The sequence below is a fragment of the Streptomyces sp. NPDC050997 genome, assembly GCF_040660135.1.
Taxonomy (GTDB): domain Bacteria; phylum Actinomycetota; class Actinomycetes; order Streptomycetales; family Streptomycetaceae; genus Streptomyces.
Window position 1 is genome coordinate 71990 of sequence record NZ_JBFAGK010000030.1, and the last position, 17824, is coordinate 89813.

12 protein-coding genes are annotated in these 17824 nt (G+C 69.7%); 6 read left to right on the forward strand and 6 right to left on the reverse strand.

Translation table 11 applies throughout. The annotated features are described in order from the left end of the window. Positions 1–137 precede the first annotated feature (137 nt). The 5 genes from AB0H86_RS40425 (at position 138) to AB0H86_RS40445 (ending at position 7741) form a co-directional block, all read left to right on the forward strand. Positions 138–1448, forward strand: coding sequence for a sugar ABC transporter substrate-binding protein (locus tag AB0H86_RS40425; protein WP_362450563.1), 1311 nt, complete (start codon positions 138–140; stop codon positions 1446–1448). 123 nt (positions 1449–1571) lie between these two features. Next, the gene (locus tag AB0H86_RS40430) at positions 1572–2534 is read left to right on the forward strand and encodes a sugar ABC transporter permease (RefSeq protein ID WP_362450566.1); all 963 of its coding nucleotides are present in this window, start codon (positions 1572–1574) and stop codon (positions 2532–2534) included. Positions 2535–2590: 56 nt separating this feature from the next. Then, positions 2591–3412 carry a carbohydrate ABC transporter permease gene (locus AB0H86_RS40435; RefSeq protein WP_362450569.1) on the forward strand — a complete coding sequence of 274 codons (822 nt, stop codon included), beginning with the start codon at positions 2591–2593 and terminating at the stop codon, positions 3410–3412. Positions 3413–3551: 139 nt separating this feature from the next. Continuing rightward, positions 3552–5519: a beta-L-arabinofuranosidase domain-containing protein gene (locus tag AB0H86_RS40440; RefSeq protein WP_362450571.1), complete on the forward strand. Its 1968-nt coding sequence runs from the start codon at positions 3552–3554 to the stop codon at positions 5517–5519. Between the two features lie 74 nt (positions 5520–5593). Further along, entirely contained in the window at positions 5594–7741 is a 2148-nt protein-coding gene (locus AB0H86_RS40445) for a beta-L-arabinofuranosidase domain-containing protein (RefSeq protein WP_362450573.1), read from the forward strand. A gap of 64 nt (positions 7742–7805) precedes the next feature. Here AB0H86_RS40445 and AB0H86_RS40450 read toward each other — a convergent pair whose 3' ends face one another. From AB0H86_RS40450 to AB0H86_RS40465, 4 genes are all read right to left on the reverse strand, one after another. Then, positions 7806–8582, reverse strand: a complete 777-nt coding sequence (locus AB0H86_RS40450; protein ID WP_362450575.1) for a polysaccharide lyase family 7 protein — start codon at positions 8580–8582, stop codon at positions 7806–7808. A gap of 200 nt (positions 8583–8782) precedes the next feature. Continuing rightward, on the reverse strand, positions 8783–9607 hold the full coding sequence (locus AB0H86_RS40455; RefSeq protein WP_362450577.1) for an SAM-dependent methyltransferase: 825 nt from the start codon (positions 9605–9607) through the stop codon (positions 8783–8785). 88 nt (positions 9608–9695) lie between these two features. Beyond that, complete coding sequence (locus AB0H86_RS40460) at positions 9696–9947, reverse strand: DUF397 domain-containing protein (protein ID WP_362450579.1); 252 nt, start codon at positions 9945–9947, stop codon at positions 9696–9698. Next, positions 9944–10816: a helix-turn-helix transcriptional regulator gene (locus AB0H86_RS40465; RefSeq protein ID WP_362450582.1), complete on the reverse strand. Its 873-nt coding sequence runs from the start codon at positions 10814–10816 to the stop codon at positions 9944–9946. Before AB0H86_RS40465 ends, AB0H86_RS40460 begins: the two co-directional genes overlap by 4 nt. A gap of 312 nt (positions 10817–11128) precedes the next feature. Here AB0H86_RS40465 and AB0H86_RS40470 point away from each other — a divergent pair, with 312 nt between their 5' ends. Beyond that, positions 11129–11569, forward strand: coding sequence for an ATP-binding protein (locus tag AB0H86_RS40470; protein WP_362450584.1), 441 nt, complete (start codon positions 11129–11131; stop codon positions 11567–11569). A 68-nt stretch (positions 11570–11637) separates the two neighbouring features. Here the strand turns inward: AB0H86_RS40470 and AB0H86_RS40475 are convergent, their stop codons facing one another. Together AB0H86_RS40475 and AB0H86_RS40480 are read right to left on the reverse strand one after the other, a co-directional pair. Next, positions 11638–12288 (reverse strand): hypothetical protein, encoded by a 651-nt coding sequence (locus AB0H86_RS40475; protein WP_362450586.1) that lies wholly within the window; start codon positions 12286–12288, stop codon positions 11638–11640. A gap of 65 nt (positions 12289–12353) precedes the next feature. Beyond that, complete coding sequence (locus AB0H86_RS40480; RefSeq protein WP_362450588.1) at positions 12354–17567, reverse strand: family 43 glycosylhydrolase; 5214 nt, start codon at positions 17565–17567, stop codon at positions 12354–12356. Positions 17568–17824: the final 257 nt, after the last annotated feature.

Sequence of the window (17824 nt, forward strand, 5' to 3'; positions counted from 1 at the left end):
TGACGGGTACTGGGCAGGGTCCTAGCGTCACAGAAAGCCTTTTCGGTCCTTTCCGTCGCTCGGTTCAGTGCCACCACATCCATCGTCCCGACCGGCCGGCCCCTGCACGGCCCGCCGCAACACAAGGGGGATCGACCATGGGGAGCACGGTCGGACCACGTGGGCAGCTGCGCCGCTTCGTCACCGGTGCCGTCGCGCTGCTCGCCGCCGCGAGTCTGGTCACGGCCTGCGGGTCGGGGGAGGACGGCTCGGGCGGGGGAGGCGGCGGACCGGCCGACGCCAAGGGGGTCGACGACGGCGCCAAGCTCACCATGTGGACACGCGCGGCGACCCGCCCGCAGAGCGAGGCCCTGGTCAAGGCGTACAACGCGAGCCACAAGAACAAGGTCGAACTGACCGTCGTACCGACCGACGACTACCAGGCCAAGGTCGGTGCCGCCGCCGGATCCCGGGACCTGCCCGACCTGTTCGCCTCCGACGTGGTGTTCGTTCCGAACTACACCTCCAGCGGGCTCTTCGCCGACCTCACCGAACGCGTCGACGCCCTGCCCTTCGCCAAGGATCTGGCGCAGTCGCACATCAAGGCCGGTACGTACGAGGGCAAGAAGTACGTCGTCCCGCACACCCTGGACCTGTCGGTGCTCTTCTACAACAAGGAGCTCTACCGGCGGGCGAAACTCGATCCCGAGAAGCCGCCCACCACGCTGGGCGAATGGGACAGCCAGGCGCGGGCGGTGGACGCGCTGGGCGGCGTCGACGGCACCTTCTTCGGCGGGAACTGCGGCGGCTGCGGCGTGTTCACCTGGTGGCCCTCCATCTGGGCCGCGGGCGAGGACGTCCTGAACAAGGAGGGGACCGAGGCGCGGCTCGCCTCCGGCACCGCGAAGAAGGTCTACGACACCTATCGCGGGTGGGTGAAGGACGACATCGTCGCCCCCGGCGCGCGGGACGAGACGGGCGTCACCTGGACCGGCGTCTTCCCGAAGGGAAAGGTCGGAGTCATGCCCATGCCGTCGACCACCCTGGGGCTGATGCCCAAGGACCTCGACCTCGGGGTCGCGCCCATCCCCGGACCGGACGGCGGCAGGTCCACCTTCGTCGGCGGTGACGCGATCGGCATCTCCGCCACCAGCAAGTCCACCGACCAGGCCTGGAACTTCCTCGCCTGGACCCTGGGCGACGAGGCGCAGGTCGACGTGGTCGCCGCGCACAAGGACGTGGTGGCCCGCACCGACCTCGCGTCCAACAAGTACTCCAAGGCGGATCCGCGGCTGGTGACCATCAACGAACTGGTGGCGGACGGCCGTACGCCGTACGCGATGAAGTTCGGCCAGACCTTCAACGACCCCAACGGGCCCTGGCTGACCCTGATGCGCGACGCCGTCTTCGGCGACGGGAGTTCCGTCGACAAGGACAACGAGGCGGTCTCCGCGTCACTGGCCGACTGAGCGGCGTCCGGCGGCCCGGCGCGCGCCCCTCGCTCCTGCTCCACCGGCTTCACCCCCGATCGCGCCGCACACCCCACTCCGTACCCGGCACATCCCTCGCACGTCACACGGCAAAGGAGAGCCATGGAGGTGAAGGTGGCCGGCCCCGCGGCGGCCGAACGCCGGAACCGGCCGGCACGCCGGGTCCGTCCGCCCCGCGCGGCCGCGCCCCGCCGGCGGTCCCGCAAGGTCAAGGGGCTCGCCTACGCGGCCCCCACGGCCGTGTTCGTCACCGTCTTCTTCCTGCTCCCCCTGCTGCTCGTCGGGCAGATGTCGCTCAGCGACTGGCCCTTGCTGGCCGGCGACCGGGGTGTCAACGCCCCCGAGAACTACACCGACGTCACCGACAGCACCCTGTTCTGGCCCGCTGTCCGCTTCACGCTCCTGTACACGGCGATCGTCACGGTCGCCCTGCTCGGCCTGGCGCTTCTGCTCGCCCTGCTCGTGCAGGAGTCCCGCCCCGGCGCGGGCTTCTTCCGCACGGTCTACTTCCTGCCCGGCGCCCTGGGACTCGCCTCCGCCTCCCTGCTGTTCTGGGGCCTGTACAGCCCCACCACCGGACCGCTCAGCCGCGCCCTGGAAAAGCTCGGCCTCGTCGACGACCCGGTGTCCTTCCTCGGCACACCGACCGCCGCTCTGCTGTCGACGGTCTTCCTCATCGTCTGGAAGTTCGCCGGCTTCTACATGCTGATCCTTCTCGTGGGCATCCAGCGCATCCCCCACGAGGTGTACGAGGCGGCCCGGATGGACGGCGCGAGCCGCGGCCAGATCTTCCGCTCCATCACCCTGCCGCTGCTGCGCCCGTCCATCGCCCTGAGCCTGCTGCTGTGCGTGACCGGATCCCTGCTCGCCTTCGACCAGTTCTTCATCCTCACCAAGGGCGGACCGGACAACAGCACTGTCACCATCGTCCAGTTGATCTACCGAGAGGCCTTCCAACGGCTGAACCTCGGCACCGCCGCGGCGCTGTCGATCACCGTGCTGGCCGTGCTGCTCCTGCTCAACGCCCTCCAGTTCCGCGGTCTGCGCCGCGCCGACGAGTCATGACACCCCCGGCCGCGCCGACGAGTCATGACACCCATGCCACGAGAAGGGACACCACGGTGCGCACCCGAGCCCTCGGCCGGACGCCCCACTACGTCGTCGCCGGAGGTCTGGCCGTCATCTTCGTGTTCCCGCTGCTGTGGAACGCCTGGGCCTCGGTCAGCGGACAGCCGGGCACCGCGCAGGAATCCGGCTACGGCCTCGGCAACTACCGGACGCTGCTCGACTACGACGCCGGACTGTGGCGATACCTCCTCAACAGCACCGTCGTCTCGACGCTGACCGTCGTCCTCACCCTCGGGGTGTCCCTGCTGGGCGGCTACGCCTTCGCCCGCTTCGACTTCCCGGGCAAGAACCTGCTGTTCCTGCTCACCCTCGCCATCCTCATGGTCCCGTACGCCACCCTCCTCATCCCGCTCTACGTGCTGCTCGGCCGGCTCCACCTGCAGAACTCGCTGATCGGACTGAGCCTGGTACTGGCCATGTTCCAACTGCCGTTCGCCACCTTCATGATGCGGATCTCCTTCGAGGCGGTCCCGCGTGAACTGGAGGAGTCGGCGCTCGTCGACGGCTGCGGCACGGCCGGAGCACTGCGCCGGATCCTCCTCCCGGCCGTGCGGCCGGGACTGATCACCGTGGGGCTGTTCGCCTTCCTCGCGGCCTGGAACGACTTCATCGCCCCGCTGATCCTCATCTCCGACAGCGAGAAGGCACCCCTGCCGCTGGCCGTGGCGAACCTGCGGCAGCAGAGCATGGGCGCCGTCGACTACGGCGCCACCGAGGCGGGCGTGGTGGTCCTGGCCGTGCCCTGTCTGCTCCTTTTCCTGCTGCTGCAACGGCACTACATACGGGGCTTCATGTCCGGCGCGCTCAAGGGCTGAAAGCCAACGGGCCGACGCACACACCGAATTGCACACACCGAATTGCACACACCGAACCGCGCACACCGAACCGCACACGAACCGCTCACACCGAACGGGCCAAGGCGCCGACCGAAGGGACAACCGAAGGCATGAACTGGTGAGGGAGAACACGGGGCGGTCGTCCGTACTGCCGGTGGCACCGACCCGCGGCCGGCTGCGACCGCTCGGCCTCGACGAGGTCAGGATCACCGGGGGCTTCTGGGCCGAGCGACGGAACACCAACGAGACCGCGACACTCGGCCACTGCCGCGACTGGACGGAACGCGTCGGCTGGACCGGCAACTTCCGGGCCGCCGCCGAGGGCCGGATCCACCGGGACCGGCGCGGACGGGAGTTCGCCGACTCGGAGCTCTACAAACTCCTCGAAGCGATGGCCTGGCAGTCCGGCACCGGATCTGCCCTCGACGCCGACATCGCCGCACTCACCGAGGTCATAGCACCGGCCCAGGAGGCGGACGGCTATCTGAACACCGCCTTCGGCCGCCCCGGTCAGCAGCCCCGGTACAGCGACCTCGAATGGGGCCACGAACTGTACTGCCAAGGGCACCTGATCCAGGCGGGCGTGGCCCAGACGCGGGCCCGGGGCGAGGGCGAGCTGGCGAAGATCGCCCGGCGGGCCGCCGACCATGTCTGCGCCACCTTCGGGCGGGGCGGCATCGAGGGCGTCTGCGGGCACCCGGAGATCGAGACGGCCCTGGTCGAACTGGCCAGGGCGACGGGGGAGCAGCGCTACCTCGACCAGGCCGCGCTGTTCGTCGACCGGCGCGGCCACCGCACGCTCGCCGACATCGAGTTCGGCCGCGCCTACTACCAGGACGACATGCCGCTGCGCGAGGCCACGGCGCTGCGCGGGCACGCCGTCCGCGCCCTCTACCTCGCGGCCGGCGCGGTCGACGTGGCCGTGGAGACCGGCGACGACGACCTGCTCGCCGCGGTCGTACGGCAGTGGGAGACCGCGGTCGCCCGGCGGACGTACCTGACCGGCGGCATGGGCTCGCACCACCGGGACGAGGCCTTCGGCGACGACTTCGTGCTGCCGCCGGACCGCGCCTACTCGGAGACCTGCGCCGGCGTCGCCTCCGTCATGCTCAGCTGGCGACTGCTGCTGGCCACCGGCGAGCCGCGCTTCGCCGACCTCGCCGAGCGGACCCTGTTCAACGTGGTCGCGACCTCGCCGTCGGCGGACGGCCGGTCCTTCTTCTACGCCAACACCCTGCACCGGCGCCTTCGTGGTGCCGTACCCGCCGCGCAGACCCCGAGCCCGCGCGCCGAGTCGAGTCTGCGAGCCCCCTGGTTCGCGGTGTCCTGCTGCCCGACCAACGTGGCACGGACGCTGGCCCAGCTGCCCGCGTATCTGGCGACGGCCGACGACCACGGCGTGCAGGTGCACCAGTACGCCGACGCGGAGATCGCCACCTCCCTCGCCGGAGGGCACGGCGCCGCCCTCCGCATCCGTACCGACTACCCGTCCGGCGGCACCGTGACCGTGCGGATCGGCCGGTCCCCGGATCACCCGTGGACCCTGTCGTTGCGCGTGCCCGACTGGACGGCGGGCGACACCGCGTGGCTGGTCGACCCGGACGGGCGGCGCCGCGCGGTCGCCCCGGGCACGGCCGAGACCACCCGGGTCTTCCGGCCCGGCGACGAGGTACGCCTCGAACTGCCCGTACGGCCGCGTTGGATCCGCGCCGACCCGCGCATCGACGCGGTACGCGGAACGGTGGCCGTGCAGCGCGGTCCGCTGGTGTACTGCGCAGAGTCCGTCGACCTGCCCGACGGGCACGAGGTCGACGCCGTCCGGGTGGATCCGTCCGCCGAACCGGAGGACGGGCCGGACGGCACGGGTGCCACCGTCGTCGTACCCGGTGAACTGGCCGAACCCGGTGAACCGCACGACGCCGCATGGCCGTACCCGCCGCTCCACTGGACAACCGCTCTCGCCGCCGAACCCGGCGCCATCGTCCTGGGCCCCTACCACTCCTGGGCCAACCGCGGGCCCTCGACGATGCGCGTGTGGCTGCCGACGACAGAACCCGGATCGGACGGCGGCGTCGTCGCCCCATGACGCCCCATGACGGCCCATGACGGCCCACACCCGCCGACGACCGAAGACCGACGACTGACGATCGGAGACCGCGCATGTCCCAACCCCCCACCCGCCGCCGTCTGTTGAGTCTCGCAGCCGGTACGGCGGTCGCCGTGCCCCTCGTCCATGCGGCCACACCGGCCCAGGCCGCCCCGGCCTCCCCGGCGGCCACCCCGTCGGCGGCTCCGACCCCGCCGCCCACTTGGGCCGTACGCCCCTTCGCCCTCGATCAAGTGACCCTGGGCGACGGCGTGTTCCGCCGCAAGCGCGACCTGATGCTCGGCTACGCCAGGTCCTACCCGGCGGACCGTATCCTCGCCGTCTTCCGGGCCAACGCCGGGCTCGACACCCGAGGAGCCCGGCCGCCAGGCGGCTGGGAGACCTCCGAGGGCAACCTGCGCGGCCACTTCGGCGGGCACTTCGTCACCCTGATCGCGCAGGCGTACGCCGACACCAGGGAGGCCGCGCTCAAGGCGAAGCTCGACTACCTTGTCGGCGCGCTCGGCGAGTGCCAGCAGGCTTTGGCGGATCACGGCTCGCCGAGACCCAGCCACCCCGGCTATCTGGCGGCGTACCCGGAGACCCAGTTCATCCTGCTGGAGAGCTACACGACGTACCCCACCATCTGGGCGCCCTACTACACCTGCCACAAGATCATGCGGGGTCTCCTCGACGCGCACACCCTGGCCGGGAACGCGCAGGCCCTCGCCATCGCCTCGAAGATGGGCGACTGGGTGCACAGCCGGCTGGGCCGGCTGCCGACGGCGCAGCTGGAGCGCATGTGGTCGATCTACATCGCCGGTGAGTACGGCGGCATGAACGAGGTGCTGGCCGACCTGTACGCCCTCACGGGCAAGCAGGAACACCTCGCCGCCGCCCGCTGCTTCGACAACACCGCGCTGCTGGACGCCTGCGCCGAGGACCGCGACATCCTCAACGGGCGGCACGCCAACCAGCACATTCCCCAATTCACCGGCTATCTACGGCTGTTCGACCACACGGGGGAGGAGGAGTACGCGGCCGCTGCCCGCAATTTCTGGGGCATGGTCGTGGATCCCCGTATGTACAGCCTGGGCGGCACGGGCCAGGGCGAGATGTTCCGGGCCAGAGGAGCCATCGCGGCCACGCTGGACGCCGACAACGCCGAGACCTGTGCCACGTACAACATGCTCAAGCTGAGCCGGCAGCTGTTCTTCCACGAGCCCGACGCCGCCTACATGGACTACTACGAGCGGGGCCTGACCAACCACATCCTCGCCTCCCGGCGGGACGCCCCCAGCACGAGCGGCCCTGAGGTGACGTACTTCGTCGGCATGGGTCCGGGAGTCGTGCGCGAGTACGACAACACCGGCACCTGCTGCGGCGGCACCGGCATGGAGAACCACACCAAGTACCAGGACTCGGTCTACTTCCGCTCCGCCGACGGCGACGCCCTGTACGTCAACCTCTCCCTCGCCTCGACCCTGCGATGGCCGGAACGCGGCTTCGTCATCGAGCAGTCGAGCGCCTACCCGGCCGAGGGTGTACGCACGCTGACGTTCCGTGAGGGCGGCGGACGGCTCGACCTGAAGCTGAGGGTTCCGTCCTGGGCCACGGGAGGCTTCATCGTCACCGTCAACGGGGTCCGGCAGCAGGTGGAGGCGGTGCCCGACAGCTACCTCACGCTGAGCAGGGACTGGCGGCGCGGTGACCGGGTCCGGATCTCCGCTCCCTACCGCCTGCGCGTCGAGAGGGCGCTGGACGATCCCACCGTCCAGTCCCTGTTCTACGGGCCGGTGTTGCTCGTCGCGCAGAGCGCGGAGACGGCGTTCCGCTCGTTCTCCTTCTACCGGGAATTCACGCTCCGGGGCGATCTCGCCGACGCGATCGAACCCGAGGGAAGGCCGCTGCACTTCACCACACACGGCCTGACCCTCGCACCGTTCCACATCGCGGACGACACCCGCTACCACGCCTACTTCCGACGCTCGGAACCCGTCGTCGTGTTCGGCGCGACCGACTCGGGAGTGCCGAACCGCGCCCGCGGCGACGGTCTGACCTTCCTCGACATGCTCTGGGCGCGGGCGCCCTTCACGACCTCCGGCCGTTTTGTCGCGGCGGTGCGCGCCCTCGCCGCCGATTGGCTGGCCGAGGGGCTGTTCACCCCGACCGAACGGGACCGCGTGGTCGCGGCGGCGACCCGCGCGGACCTGCGGCGCTGAGGGCCGGGAGCCCGACGCGACCCGCGGGGCCGATGCGACCCGGCCCCGGCCCCGCGGTCGTCTGTCAGCTGTGCGCGACGGTCAGCCCGTAGAACGCGACCCGTGCCCCCTTCGTGGTGCTGTCGGAGGAGGACTGGTTGTACGAACCGGCCTTGAAGTACTGCTTGTACGGGAAGAACGACGACGGGATCGAGTAGTGCGTGGTGCTGCCGTTGACCGTCAGGTCGATGGTGTCGCCGCCAGAGACGGCGATGGTGTAGGTCCATGTTTTTCCGACCGACACATGCCCCACGGTGTGCAGCGTCTGGCCGCCGGCGGGTGAGTTCTCGGTGCCGACCACGATGTCGCCGCTCGCCCGGTAGTACAGCTCCACCAGCGGTTTGGTGGAGGAGCCGCCGGAGCCGAGGTGGATCTGGCCCACGCAGACGTTGGACGTCACCGACGCCACGCGCAGGGTCGCGCTCAGCCGGTGGCTGCCGCCGAGCGACCAGTCGGCCGCGCCGCCGTTGCGGTTCATCTCGCGCAACTCGGAGCGGGCGTAGTTGGAGTTGGGGGTGGTGACGCCCTTCTCGGGCGCCCAGAAGGTCATCGCGCCGTCGCGGGTGTCGGTGTAGAAGTACGTGTCCTGGAAGCCGTTGGGTCCCTGCAGCCGGGACGAGGAGATGGTGGTGGGCGAGCCGGGGGAGCCCACGGGTTCCTGCAACTGCCAGACGGACAGGTCGAAGTTGCCGCCCGGGGCGACCTTGGGATCGGCGGCGCCCGCGCTGGGGCTGCCCAGGAAGGTCACCGCCGTGACGGTGGCTGTGACGACGGCCGTCGCGAGAACTCTGGTACGGATCATGGTGCCGTCCTTCGGTGATGGGGGGAGGACGAGGCGGTGTTCATATCAGTGAACAGCGAGTGTTCCTGTGAACCCATGTGCGTGTCGTGACGGTAAAGGTCTGGACCAAACTCGTCAAGTGGTCGCACATGGAGGGGATTTGAGCCGGCCCCAGCCGGCCCGTCGCCGTCCTCGCCCTGCCGCGCCTCCCGCAGCCGGAATCAGGGCTTGATGCCCACCCCGGTCCACAGGCTGACCTCGGCGTCCGTGAGCGTCTGCGGGGCCTCGTCCCCTGCCGACGCGTCCGGACGCCAGCGGTGGCCGACGGTGACCCCGGGGTCGAGCAGGGTGAGCCCGTCGAAGAAGCGCGCGACGTCGTTCTGTGAGCGGAACTGCACCGGCGTCCCGGCGGAGGTGTAGATGTCGGTGACCTTCTGCCAGGTGAGCGGGTCGAAGTCGGGCGTGCAGTGGCTGAGGGCCAGTGCGCTGCCCGACGGAAGGGCGTCGAGCAGCCGGGTGAGGATTCCGTGCGGGTCCTGGGCGTCGGTGACGAAGTGCATGAGGGCGTTCAGGGACAGAGCCACGGGCCGGCTCAGGTCCAGGACTTCGGCCAGTTGGGGGGCGTTGAGGAGCGCGTCCGGGTCGTTGACGTCCGCCTCGATGTACGTGGTGCGGCCCTGGGGGGTGCTGCGCATCAGGCGTTCCGCGTACTTGAGGACGAGGGGGTCGTTGTCGGCGTACACCACGCGGGCCTCGGGGACGACGCTCTGGGCGACCTGGTGGAGGTTCGGTTCGGTGGGGATGCCGGTGCCGATGTCGAGCCACTGGCGGATGCCGTGCTCCTGGGCGAGGACCCGGGTGGCGCGGTGCATGAAGGCCCGGTTCTCGCGGGCGCACACGAAGATGCCGGGGTAGGCCGCGGCGACCGTCTCGGCCGCCTGCGTGTCGATGTCGAAGTGGTCCTTGCCGCCGAGGTAGTAGTCGTACATTCGGGCCGAGTGCGGCCTGCTGGTGTCTATGCCCCGTGCGCCTTGGGTGTTGCTCATCCTGTCCCCTTCGGTGGTGTGCGTGGTGGGTGCGGGGCGGCGGGTCGCGGCCGGGGCCGACTTCGTTCGTTCCCGCTCGCGGTTCGGTTCAGCGGGCTGTCAGGTGGTCGGCGAGGCCCCGCTTGATTCCCCGGACGAAGGCGCCGATCTCCTCCGGGGTGTAGATGAGTGCCGGTCCGGTCGGGTCGGTCGACTGCCGCAGCGCCACCCGGCCGTCGGCGAGCCGCTTGGTCTCCACGCACTGACCCCCGTTGGGGCCGCTCCAGGGGCACTCCCAGCCCTGCTCGCCGAGGTCGGAGGCCGGCATTCCGTTGTAGACACGGCCGTCGGCGATGGTCATGCGTACTCCTTGCGCATGCGGAGCAGCAGAGCCCTGCTGTCCGCGGAGGAGGTCGCCAGCGACATCCGGTTGTGCGCCTCCAGATGGGCCGAGACGTCGGAACGCTGGTCCAGGTACACGGAGGCGGACAGGATCTCGCTGTAGACGATGTCGGGCAGCTCGGGTTCCTCGAACCGGAAGTAGGTGAAGGGCGCGCATGCTCCGACGTGCGCGCCCGCGGAGAACGGCACGACGTCCACGCTGATGTGCTCCAGCTCCGAGACCTCCAGGAGCCGGTCGATCTGCTCACGCATGATCTCGGCGCCGCCCGCCACCCGGTGCAGGACGGCCTCTTCCATCACCACCCACAGCGTGGGAGCGTCGGGCTTCTCCAGCAGGCTCTGGCGCCGCAGCCGCAGATCGACGCGCCGCTCCAGGTCCTCCTCGTTCTCGTTGGGGAACCCTCCGCGCAGCACGGCGCGCGCGTACCCGTGCGTCTGCAGCAGCCCCGTCACATAGTGGGGTTCGTAGGTGCGAAGGGTCTTGGCCCCGCTCTCCAGGCTCACATAGGCGGTGAACCAGCTCGGCACCACATCGCGGTAGGCGTGCCACCAGCCGGGCTCGTTGGCGCGCTCGGCGAGTTCGACGAACTCGTCGATCTCCTGCTGGCCGGCCCCATAGGTCTGGAGCAGCTTCTCCACGTAGAGCGGCTTGAGGCCGACGTCCGCCTTCTCCAGGCGGCGGATGGTCAGCGATGTCACGCGCAGGGCCTTGGCCGCGTCGTCCAGCGACACATGGGCGCCGAGACGTCTCTCCTGGAGCCGTCGGCCGAGGATCATGCGCAGGACGGTCGGTGCGCTGGTGCCCGCGCCGGAACGAGCGTCGCTCACTGCGCCTCCTCCTGATGAACCGTCACTGACCGTCACCTGACGATGACTTGATGACGCCGTCAGACGGATACCGTCGCGCTGAAATTATCAGGAGGACGGTTGCAGTGTGAACTTGCCTGAGAGCATAGTTACTTGTGTGGCGATCCGGTCGACCGGGAGCGCATCGCCGTCATCGTCCGTGTCACCGCGCGGAGTTGGCATCCGTCGACAGTTCGGTCCCACACGGCCGTTTTGCCGGGAACACCCCTCCCTGGCAGGCCCTCTCCTCGGCCCCGTCTCCCCACCGCGGCCCCTCGACGGAAGGCGACAAGCGTGTCCCCCCACACGGCTTCCTCCCCCCAGCTCTCGGACGTCGCGAGCCCGGAGCGTACGCACTGGATCGAACTGCCCGGGCACCGCTCCAGTGTCGGAGTCGCCCGCCGCTCGGTGAGCGCGCACATGGCCGCCTGGCGGCTGCCCGACGAGATGTCCGCGGACGCGGTGCTGCTCCTGTCGGAGCTGGCCGCCAACGCGGTGTGCCACACCTCCAGCGTGCGGATCCTGTGCGGCGTCGGGCTCATCGCGGACGACTGCCTCCGCGTCGAGGTCCACGACCACGCGTACGCCATCGGCGGGCTGCCGCGCTGTGAGCCGGGGCCCGAGGACGAGAGAGGCCGCGGTCTGTTCCTTGTCGATGAGATCGCCGACACCTGGGGGATCGACCGATCCCGGCTCACCGGCGGCAACGCGGTGTGGGCGACGCTGGTCATGTGACAGGTGAGCGGGGGCGGTCGCCGCGCGACCGCCCCCGCTCACCTGTCTTTGAATCTCTCCTTGAGGTTCTACAGACCGTCACGCACCATCGCGGCGACGATCTGGACGTGGCGATCGGCCGCCGTGTTCGAGAACTCGTTCTCATAGTTCAGGCCGTACGGCCAGAAGTGCCCGCCGCCGGTGGACAGCGTGGCGCCCGAACCGTCGAACTGCTTGACCAGGGCCGTGGCCTGGCTGCCGCGCCAGGTTCCGCTGCCGCCGAGGGAGGACCAGCCCGCACTGGTGCCCACGCCGATGGTGTGGGCGATCTCGTGCAGAGCGGTCCGCTCGGTCATGTAGCCGCGGTTGCCGAAGCGAATGGTTCCGTTGATGTTGCCGTCGGCGGTGGGCACGCTCGGGTCGTAACGGACGGTGATGCTTTTTCCGAGGTCGCTGAGGTTGTTGTACCTCGCCACCGCGGCGTTCATCGCCGACGTGATGAGGCTGTACGCCGTCGACTGGTCCTGGGTGGGGTTGGCCGCCCGTTCGAGGGTCCAGGTGATACTGGCCGCCGCCACCTGCTCCTGGGAGGCCGGCACCGCCTCCGGGGCGGCGGCCTGCGCCACGCCGGGTCCGGCCAGCAGGGCGGCCGCCAGTACGGCGGTGACCGCCGTGCCGCGCCAGGGTGTCGCCGTTCGGACGGTGGGAACCGCGGTCTGTCGTGCACTCAGTGGACTCATGGGGGAGGTCCTCCTGTGGGAGATGGGCCGTCGGTGGGGGGTGACGGTCTGACCGGTTCGTGCGGTCAGTGGGTGCCGATGGTGATGACACCCACGATCTTGGTGGCGGTGACGTTGTCGTAGACCACATCACCGGTGGCCTTCCGCCAGATCTTGATACGGAAGCTGTCCGGGCCGTCGGTCGCGATGATGCGGAAGCCGTAGCCTCCGGCGCCGTCGACCGTTCCGGAGCCCTGGTATACGGCCTGGGAGCCGGTGACCACGAGCCAGTCGGAGCCGGTGGAGCGGAACTTCAGCCGGGCCCGACCGAAGTCGAAGGTCACCTTTCCGAGCGGGGCGACGGCTCCTCTCGTGTAGGCCGCGGCGAAGGAGAAGGCGGCCTGGCCGGCCAGGTCCGGCTTCGCGGGGTAGGCGCCGGCCGGGGAGGTGAGGACGCCGACACCGAGCGCGGGCCCGGCGGCGCGGTCGTAGGCGATCAACTCGGGCAGGGTCCTGCTGTCCGAGGCCCCGTCGTCGTCGGTGACGGTGATCACCGGGCGACGGATGCCCGCCTTGGCGTAGGTGTGCTCGGCCCGGCAGCCGGTGGCGGTGACCGTGCCGGGCCGCGGGTCGCCGCCGTCCTTCCAGTCGACTGTGCAGGTGTGGGTGTCGTTCGCGCCCGGGTCGGTGAACTCGGCTGTGACGAGCGTGCGTTGGCCGACCGATGCGGCGGACTGCGGTCCCTTGGCGGAGGTGATGACCGGTGCCGCGTTGGCTACCTTGACGGTCGCCGTGTCGCGGCTGCGGCCGCCGGTCAGGGTGACCGTGTAGGTGCCGTTGTCGGTGCAGGTGATCGTGCTCTTCGCCGCGCCGGGGTCGGCGACGGTGCAGGGCGCTCCGTCCTCGACGGTCCAACTCGGGCTGCCCGCACCGGAGATGGTGCCGTTCAGCGCGATCGCGTCGCCTTCCGTCCCGCTGACGGCGTCGCCGGCGTGCACGATGGTCACCGGGTCGATGCTCGTCAGCGTCGGCGCGACCTTCTTGATCAGGCCGTCGGAGTCGAACTCCAGCTTGTCGACGGTCGTTTCGCGGTGGGTGCCGTCGCCTCCGGGGACGGCGAAGCGGTGGTAGGCGATGTACCAGTCGTCGGTGTTCGGCACCTGGACGACCGAGTGGTGGCCGGGGCCCTTGATGCCGAGGGAGAGGTCCTTCTCCAGGATCACGCCGCGCTTGGTCCAGGGGCCGGTGGGGGAGGGGCCGGTGGCGTAGGCGACGCGGTAGTTCTCGTCCCGGGTGTCGTTCTCCGACCACATGAAGTAGTAGGTGCCCTTGCGTTCGACGACGAAGGTGCCCTCGTTGTAGCCGCTGGGGGTGATGTCCTCGACCTTCGAGGTGTCGAGGGAGGTCATGTCGTCGCCGAGCGGAGCCACGTAGGCGTGGCCGTTGCCCCAGTAGAGGTACGACTGTCCGTCGTCGTCGGTGAATACGGCCGGGTCGATCATCTGGCCGCTGTACTGGCCTGCCTTGAGCAGCGGCTTGCCCAGGGCGTCCTTGAACGGTCCGGTCGGCGAGTCGGAGACCGCGACACCGATGTTCGCGTCGGCGCAGAAGTAGAAGTAGTACTTCCCGTCCTTCTCGGCGATCGTCGGCGCCCAGGCCCTGCTGTCCGCCCAGGAGACGTCCGGCCCGAGGTCGAGGATGACGCCGTGGTCCTTCCAGTGGACCAGGTCGGTGGAGGAGTACGCCTTGAACTGCGTGCCGCTCCAGCCCTCGAAGCCGTCGGTGGTCGGATACAGGTAGAAGGTGTCGCCGAAGCGGACGATGTTCGGGTCGGCGTTGAGCCCCGGCAGGACCGGGCTCTTCATGATGAGCGCGGCTACCGTCCAGGTGCGTTTCTGCCCGTCGGAGCCGGTCACCTGGTACGTCACCGGCTTCGTGAAGTCGTGGACGCTGCCGGAGGCGGGGCTGATCGCCGCGCCGTTCGCCAGGGTGAACTCCGGTGCGAGGGCGGTGAGATCGGTGCCCTCCTTCAGCGGCAGCGTGATCCCGCTGCCCGCGTTGTCGATGAGCGCGTCGACCTTCAGCGCCGGGTGCGTCGCCCTGGCGATGCCGGTGGTGTTGCCGCTGAGCTCCATGACGTCCGCGGCCGACAGGGCCCGGTCGTAGACGCGGAAGTCGTCGACCTCGCCGCCGAAGTACGGGTCGGCCGAGTACAGGGACCGGCCGATGTAGCCGCTGTAGTCCTTGGTGGCGTCGTACAGCTCGGACGGCTTGGTGGTGACGCCGGTCGCCCGGGCCGCCTCGATGCCGTCGACGTAGAGGACCATCGTGCCGGTGGGGCCGTCGAGGGTCACCGTGACGTGCCGCCACTCGCCGGGCGTGAGCTGCGAGCCGGCCGTCAGTTTCGACTCCGCCGACCAACTCGCCTTCGTGATCGCCGAGTACAGGCTGGAGCCGCCGTTGGAGGGGGTGGCGAAGAGATACTTGTCGCTGTCCGGCCCGAGCCCGAACAGCCACTGGAAGCTGCTGCCGCCCTTCCATTTGGCGTACGTCGACACGGTCACGCTGTCGGCGTTCTTCAGCACGCCGTTCGGGATCTTCACATAAGGGGAAGAGGTCCCGCCGGACATCTTGAACGAGCCGCCGTGCACGCCGGTCCCGAAGTCGGGCGTACGGACGTAGGTGCCGTGGTTGCCGTGGCCGCTGGCGTCGCGGGCGATGTCGCCGCCCGTCTCGTCGAAGTCGTAGTGCAGGAGCAGGTCGGCCGGGACGTCGGCGCCTTCCTCCGACACGGTCACCTCGGCCTGGACCGGTATCGCGGCGCTGTCCGGCAGGCTGCCGGTCACGGTGAACGTACCGGCCTGCGCGTACTTCGACTCCGGGACGTCCTCCCAGGTGACGGCGACGGGACGCTTGACGCCGTCGGCGTACGCGGCGATCACGGTGGCCGGCAGGACCGGGGCCTGACCGGTCCTGGTCCTCACCTTCACACTCTCGAGGCTCTCCACCAACTGGTCGGGCTGGTAGGCGCGCAGCAGCCGGTCGTACTCGGCCTGGGTGACCGGGAGGACGGTGCCGTGACGGGGTTTGGCCGGCAGGCCGTAGCCGGTGGACGGGGTCCACGCGCCGGAGTCGAGGTCCGTCGTCTCGAACGGCAGGTAGCCGCGGCCGCCGAACTCGTCCAGGAAGGCGTACCACTTCTCCTCGGTGTTGGACTTGAACACCAGCGGGCCCTCGGCGGCGTTCATCGCGCCCTTGCCGATGCCCTCGGCGACCGCGTCCCAGGACGGGTTCAGGATCGAGTCGCTCTTCTCCTCGAAGATGAACTTGCTGTTCGGGGTGGAGGAGCTGTTGTCGCGCTCGTCCTTCGACAGCCGGTAGTACGTCCCGTCGTGCTGGATCATGGTCGAGTCGATGACCGAGTAACCGCGGTCGACCCAGACCTTGGGCTCGCTGAAGGTGTAGAAGTCGCGGGTGGTCGCGTACATCATGCGGTTGTACGTGTCGCCGGAGTGCGCGGCGTTGTCGTACAGCTTCGACGCCCAGAAGACGACGTACTCGCCGAGCTTCGCGTCGTAGAACGCCTCCGGCGCCCAGGTGTTGCCCGCGCTGTCGGGCGAGACCTTGACCAGCCGCTGGTTCGTCCAGTGGACGAGGTCGGTGGACTCCCAGACCATGATGGACTTGCTGCCGGTGCGCTGGGAGGCGTCCCAGTCGCCGTTGCCGTAGATCCTGAGGTCGGTGGCTATCTGGTAGAACTTGTCGCCCTCGGGGGAGCGGATGATGAACGGGTCGCGCAGGCCCTTCTCGCCCAGGGTGGAGGTCAGGACCGGCTTGCCGTCGTTCAACTCCCGCCATTTCAGCGGGTCGTTGCCCTTGCTGAGGGCGGAGTAGAGCTGCTCGCCGTCCGAGGTGCCCTCGCCGGTGAAGTAGCTGAACATATAGCCCTTGAGGGCTGCCTTGACGGGGAGTTCCGGGACCGTGGCGGTCAGGACGCGGGTAGCTCTCGCCTCGCCCTTGGTGACGGTGGCGGTCAGCTCGACGGCGGTGGCGCCCTCGCCGTTTGCGGGGCGGTGGACCACGCCGCCGGCGGAGACGACGTCCGGCTTCGCGGAGGACCAGGTGACGTCGGTGCCGTAGGAGCCGGTCGCCGGGAGGGTCAGGTTGCCGCGGACGTCGTCGAGGTTGTGGACGGCGAGTGCCTCGGCGGCCTGTCGCGTGGCCGTCTCGTCGTCGAAGGCGGGCAGGACCGTGATGTCGAAGGTCCTGGTGTCGCTCACGGTGCCCTTCCTGAGGGTCGCCGTGAGCGTGGCGTGGCCGTCCGGTTCGCCGGCGGCGGGGCGGGTGACGGCGCCGGTGGCGGAGACGACGTCCGGGTGGTCGCTCGCCCAACTGATCGTGGAACCGCCGGCGGTGCCGGTTTTCGGCAGGTCCAGGTCGGCCGTCACGGCGCTGGTGTCGCCGATGCCCAGCGCGCCCTTGTCGTCGGCCACGCCCTGGGTGGCGACGGGGAGGGCGAGTTGCGCGACCTCGGAGTCGGCGAGCGCCCGGTCGTACACCCGGAAGTCGCGGAGCCGGCCCTTGAGGAGTTTGTCGCCCGAGTACACGGACTTGCCAAGGTAGTTGGCGGTGGTGGTGCCGGAACCGATGGCACCGGGGGTGATGGTGACCGATGCGTTGCGGCCGACCTCGACACCGTCCTCGTACAGCACACCCGTACCGCCGCTCTGGGTGTACGTGAGGTGCTTCCACACCGCGCGGGTCAGGTTGTGCCCGTCGGCGGGCTTGGTGGTCTGTTCCGTCGACCAGTTGCCGGTCGCCAGGGAGGTCCGCAGGCCGTTGCCCGTGGTGAACAGGTAGCCGTTTCCGTTGCTGCCGCTGGAGTTGCCGAAGCCGTAGACGAAGTACGGCGTGGTCTGCGCGGAGTCGATCAGCACGTCGGTCGAGACGGTGATCGCGTCCATGCCCTTCATGACGTCGTCAGGCACCTTGACGTAGGTGTCCGACCCGTTGAAGGCGAGCCCCTGGCCGGTGCCGGACCAGCCCGCGGTGCCGTTCACCGTGCCGTCGCGGCCGTTGCCGGAGGCGTCGGCGACGGTGTTGCCGGAGGCCGCGTCGAGTTTGTACCAGAGGGCCAGCCCGTCGGTGATGTCCGCGGTCTGCGCCGCCTGCGCCGGTACGGCCGCCTGTGCGGGGGCGGCGGGCGCGGTGAGGCCCAGGAACAGCGACGCGGTGGTCAGACCGGCGAGCCGGCCCGCCCAGCGTCTCGCGCGGCTGCGCGGACGTGCGGTGTACGTCATGTGGGGTTCCCTGCTGAGGCATGGCTGACGGAGGACGGACGGAAGGCAAGGGGGAGCGGGCCGGCAACGGGAGCCTCGGTTGTGGGGCACCGGGTCGTTTCGGCTGTGTGACGTCGTGTTGCGAGAGTGTCAATCGGGGCGTGGTGCAACGTCAAGAGTTTCGAACGAAGTTCGACCAGCCGAACAAGCTGGGCTTCCGGACCCCCAACGGCCGCCGTTCGGCGCCGGGTTGCCGCCAGGTTGCGGACGGGTCGGGG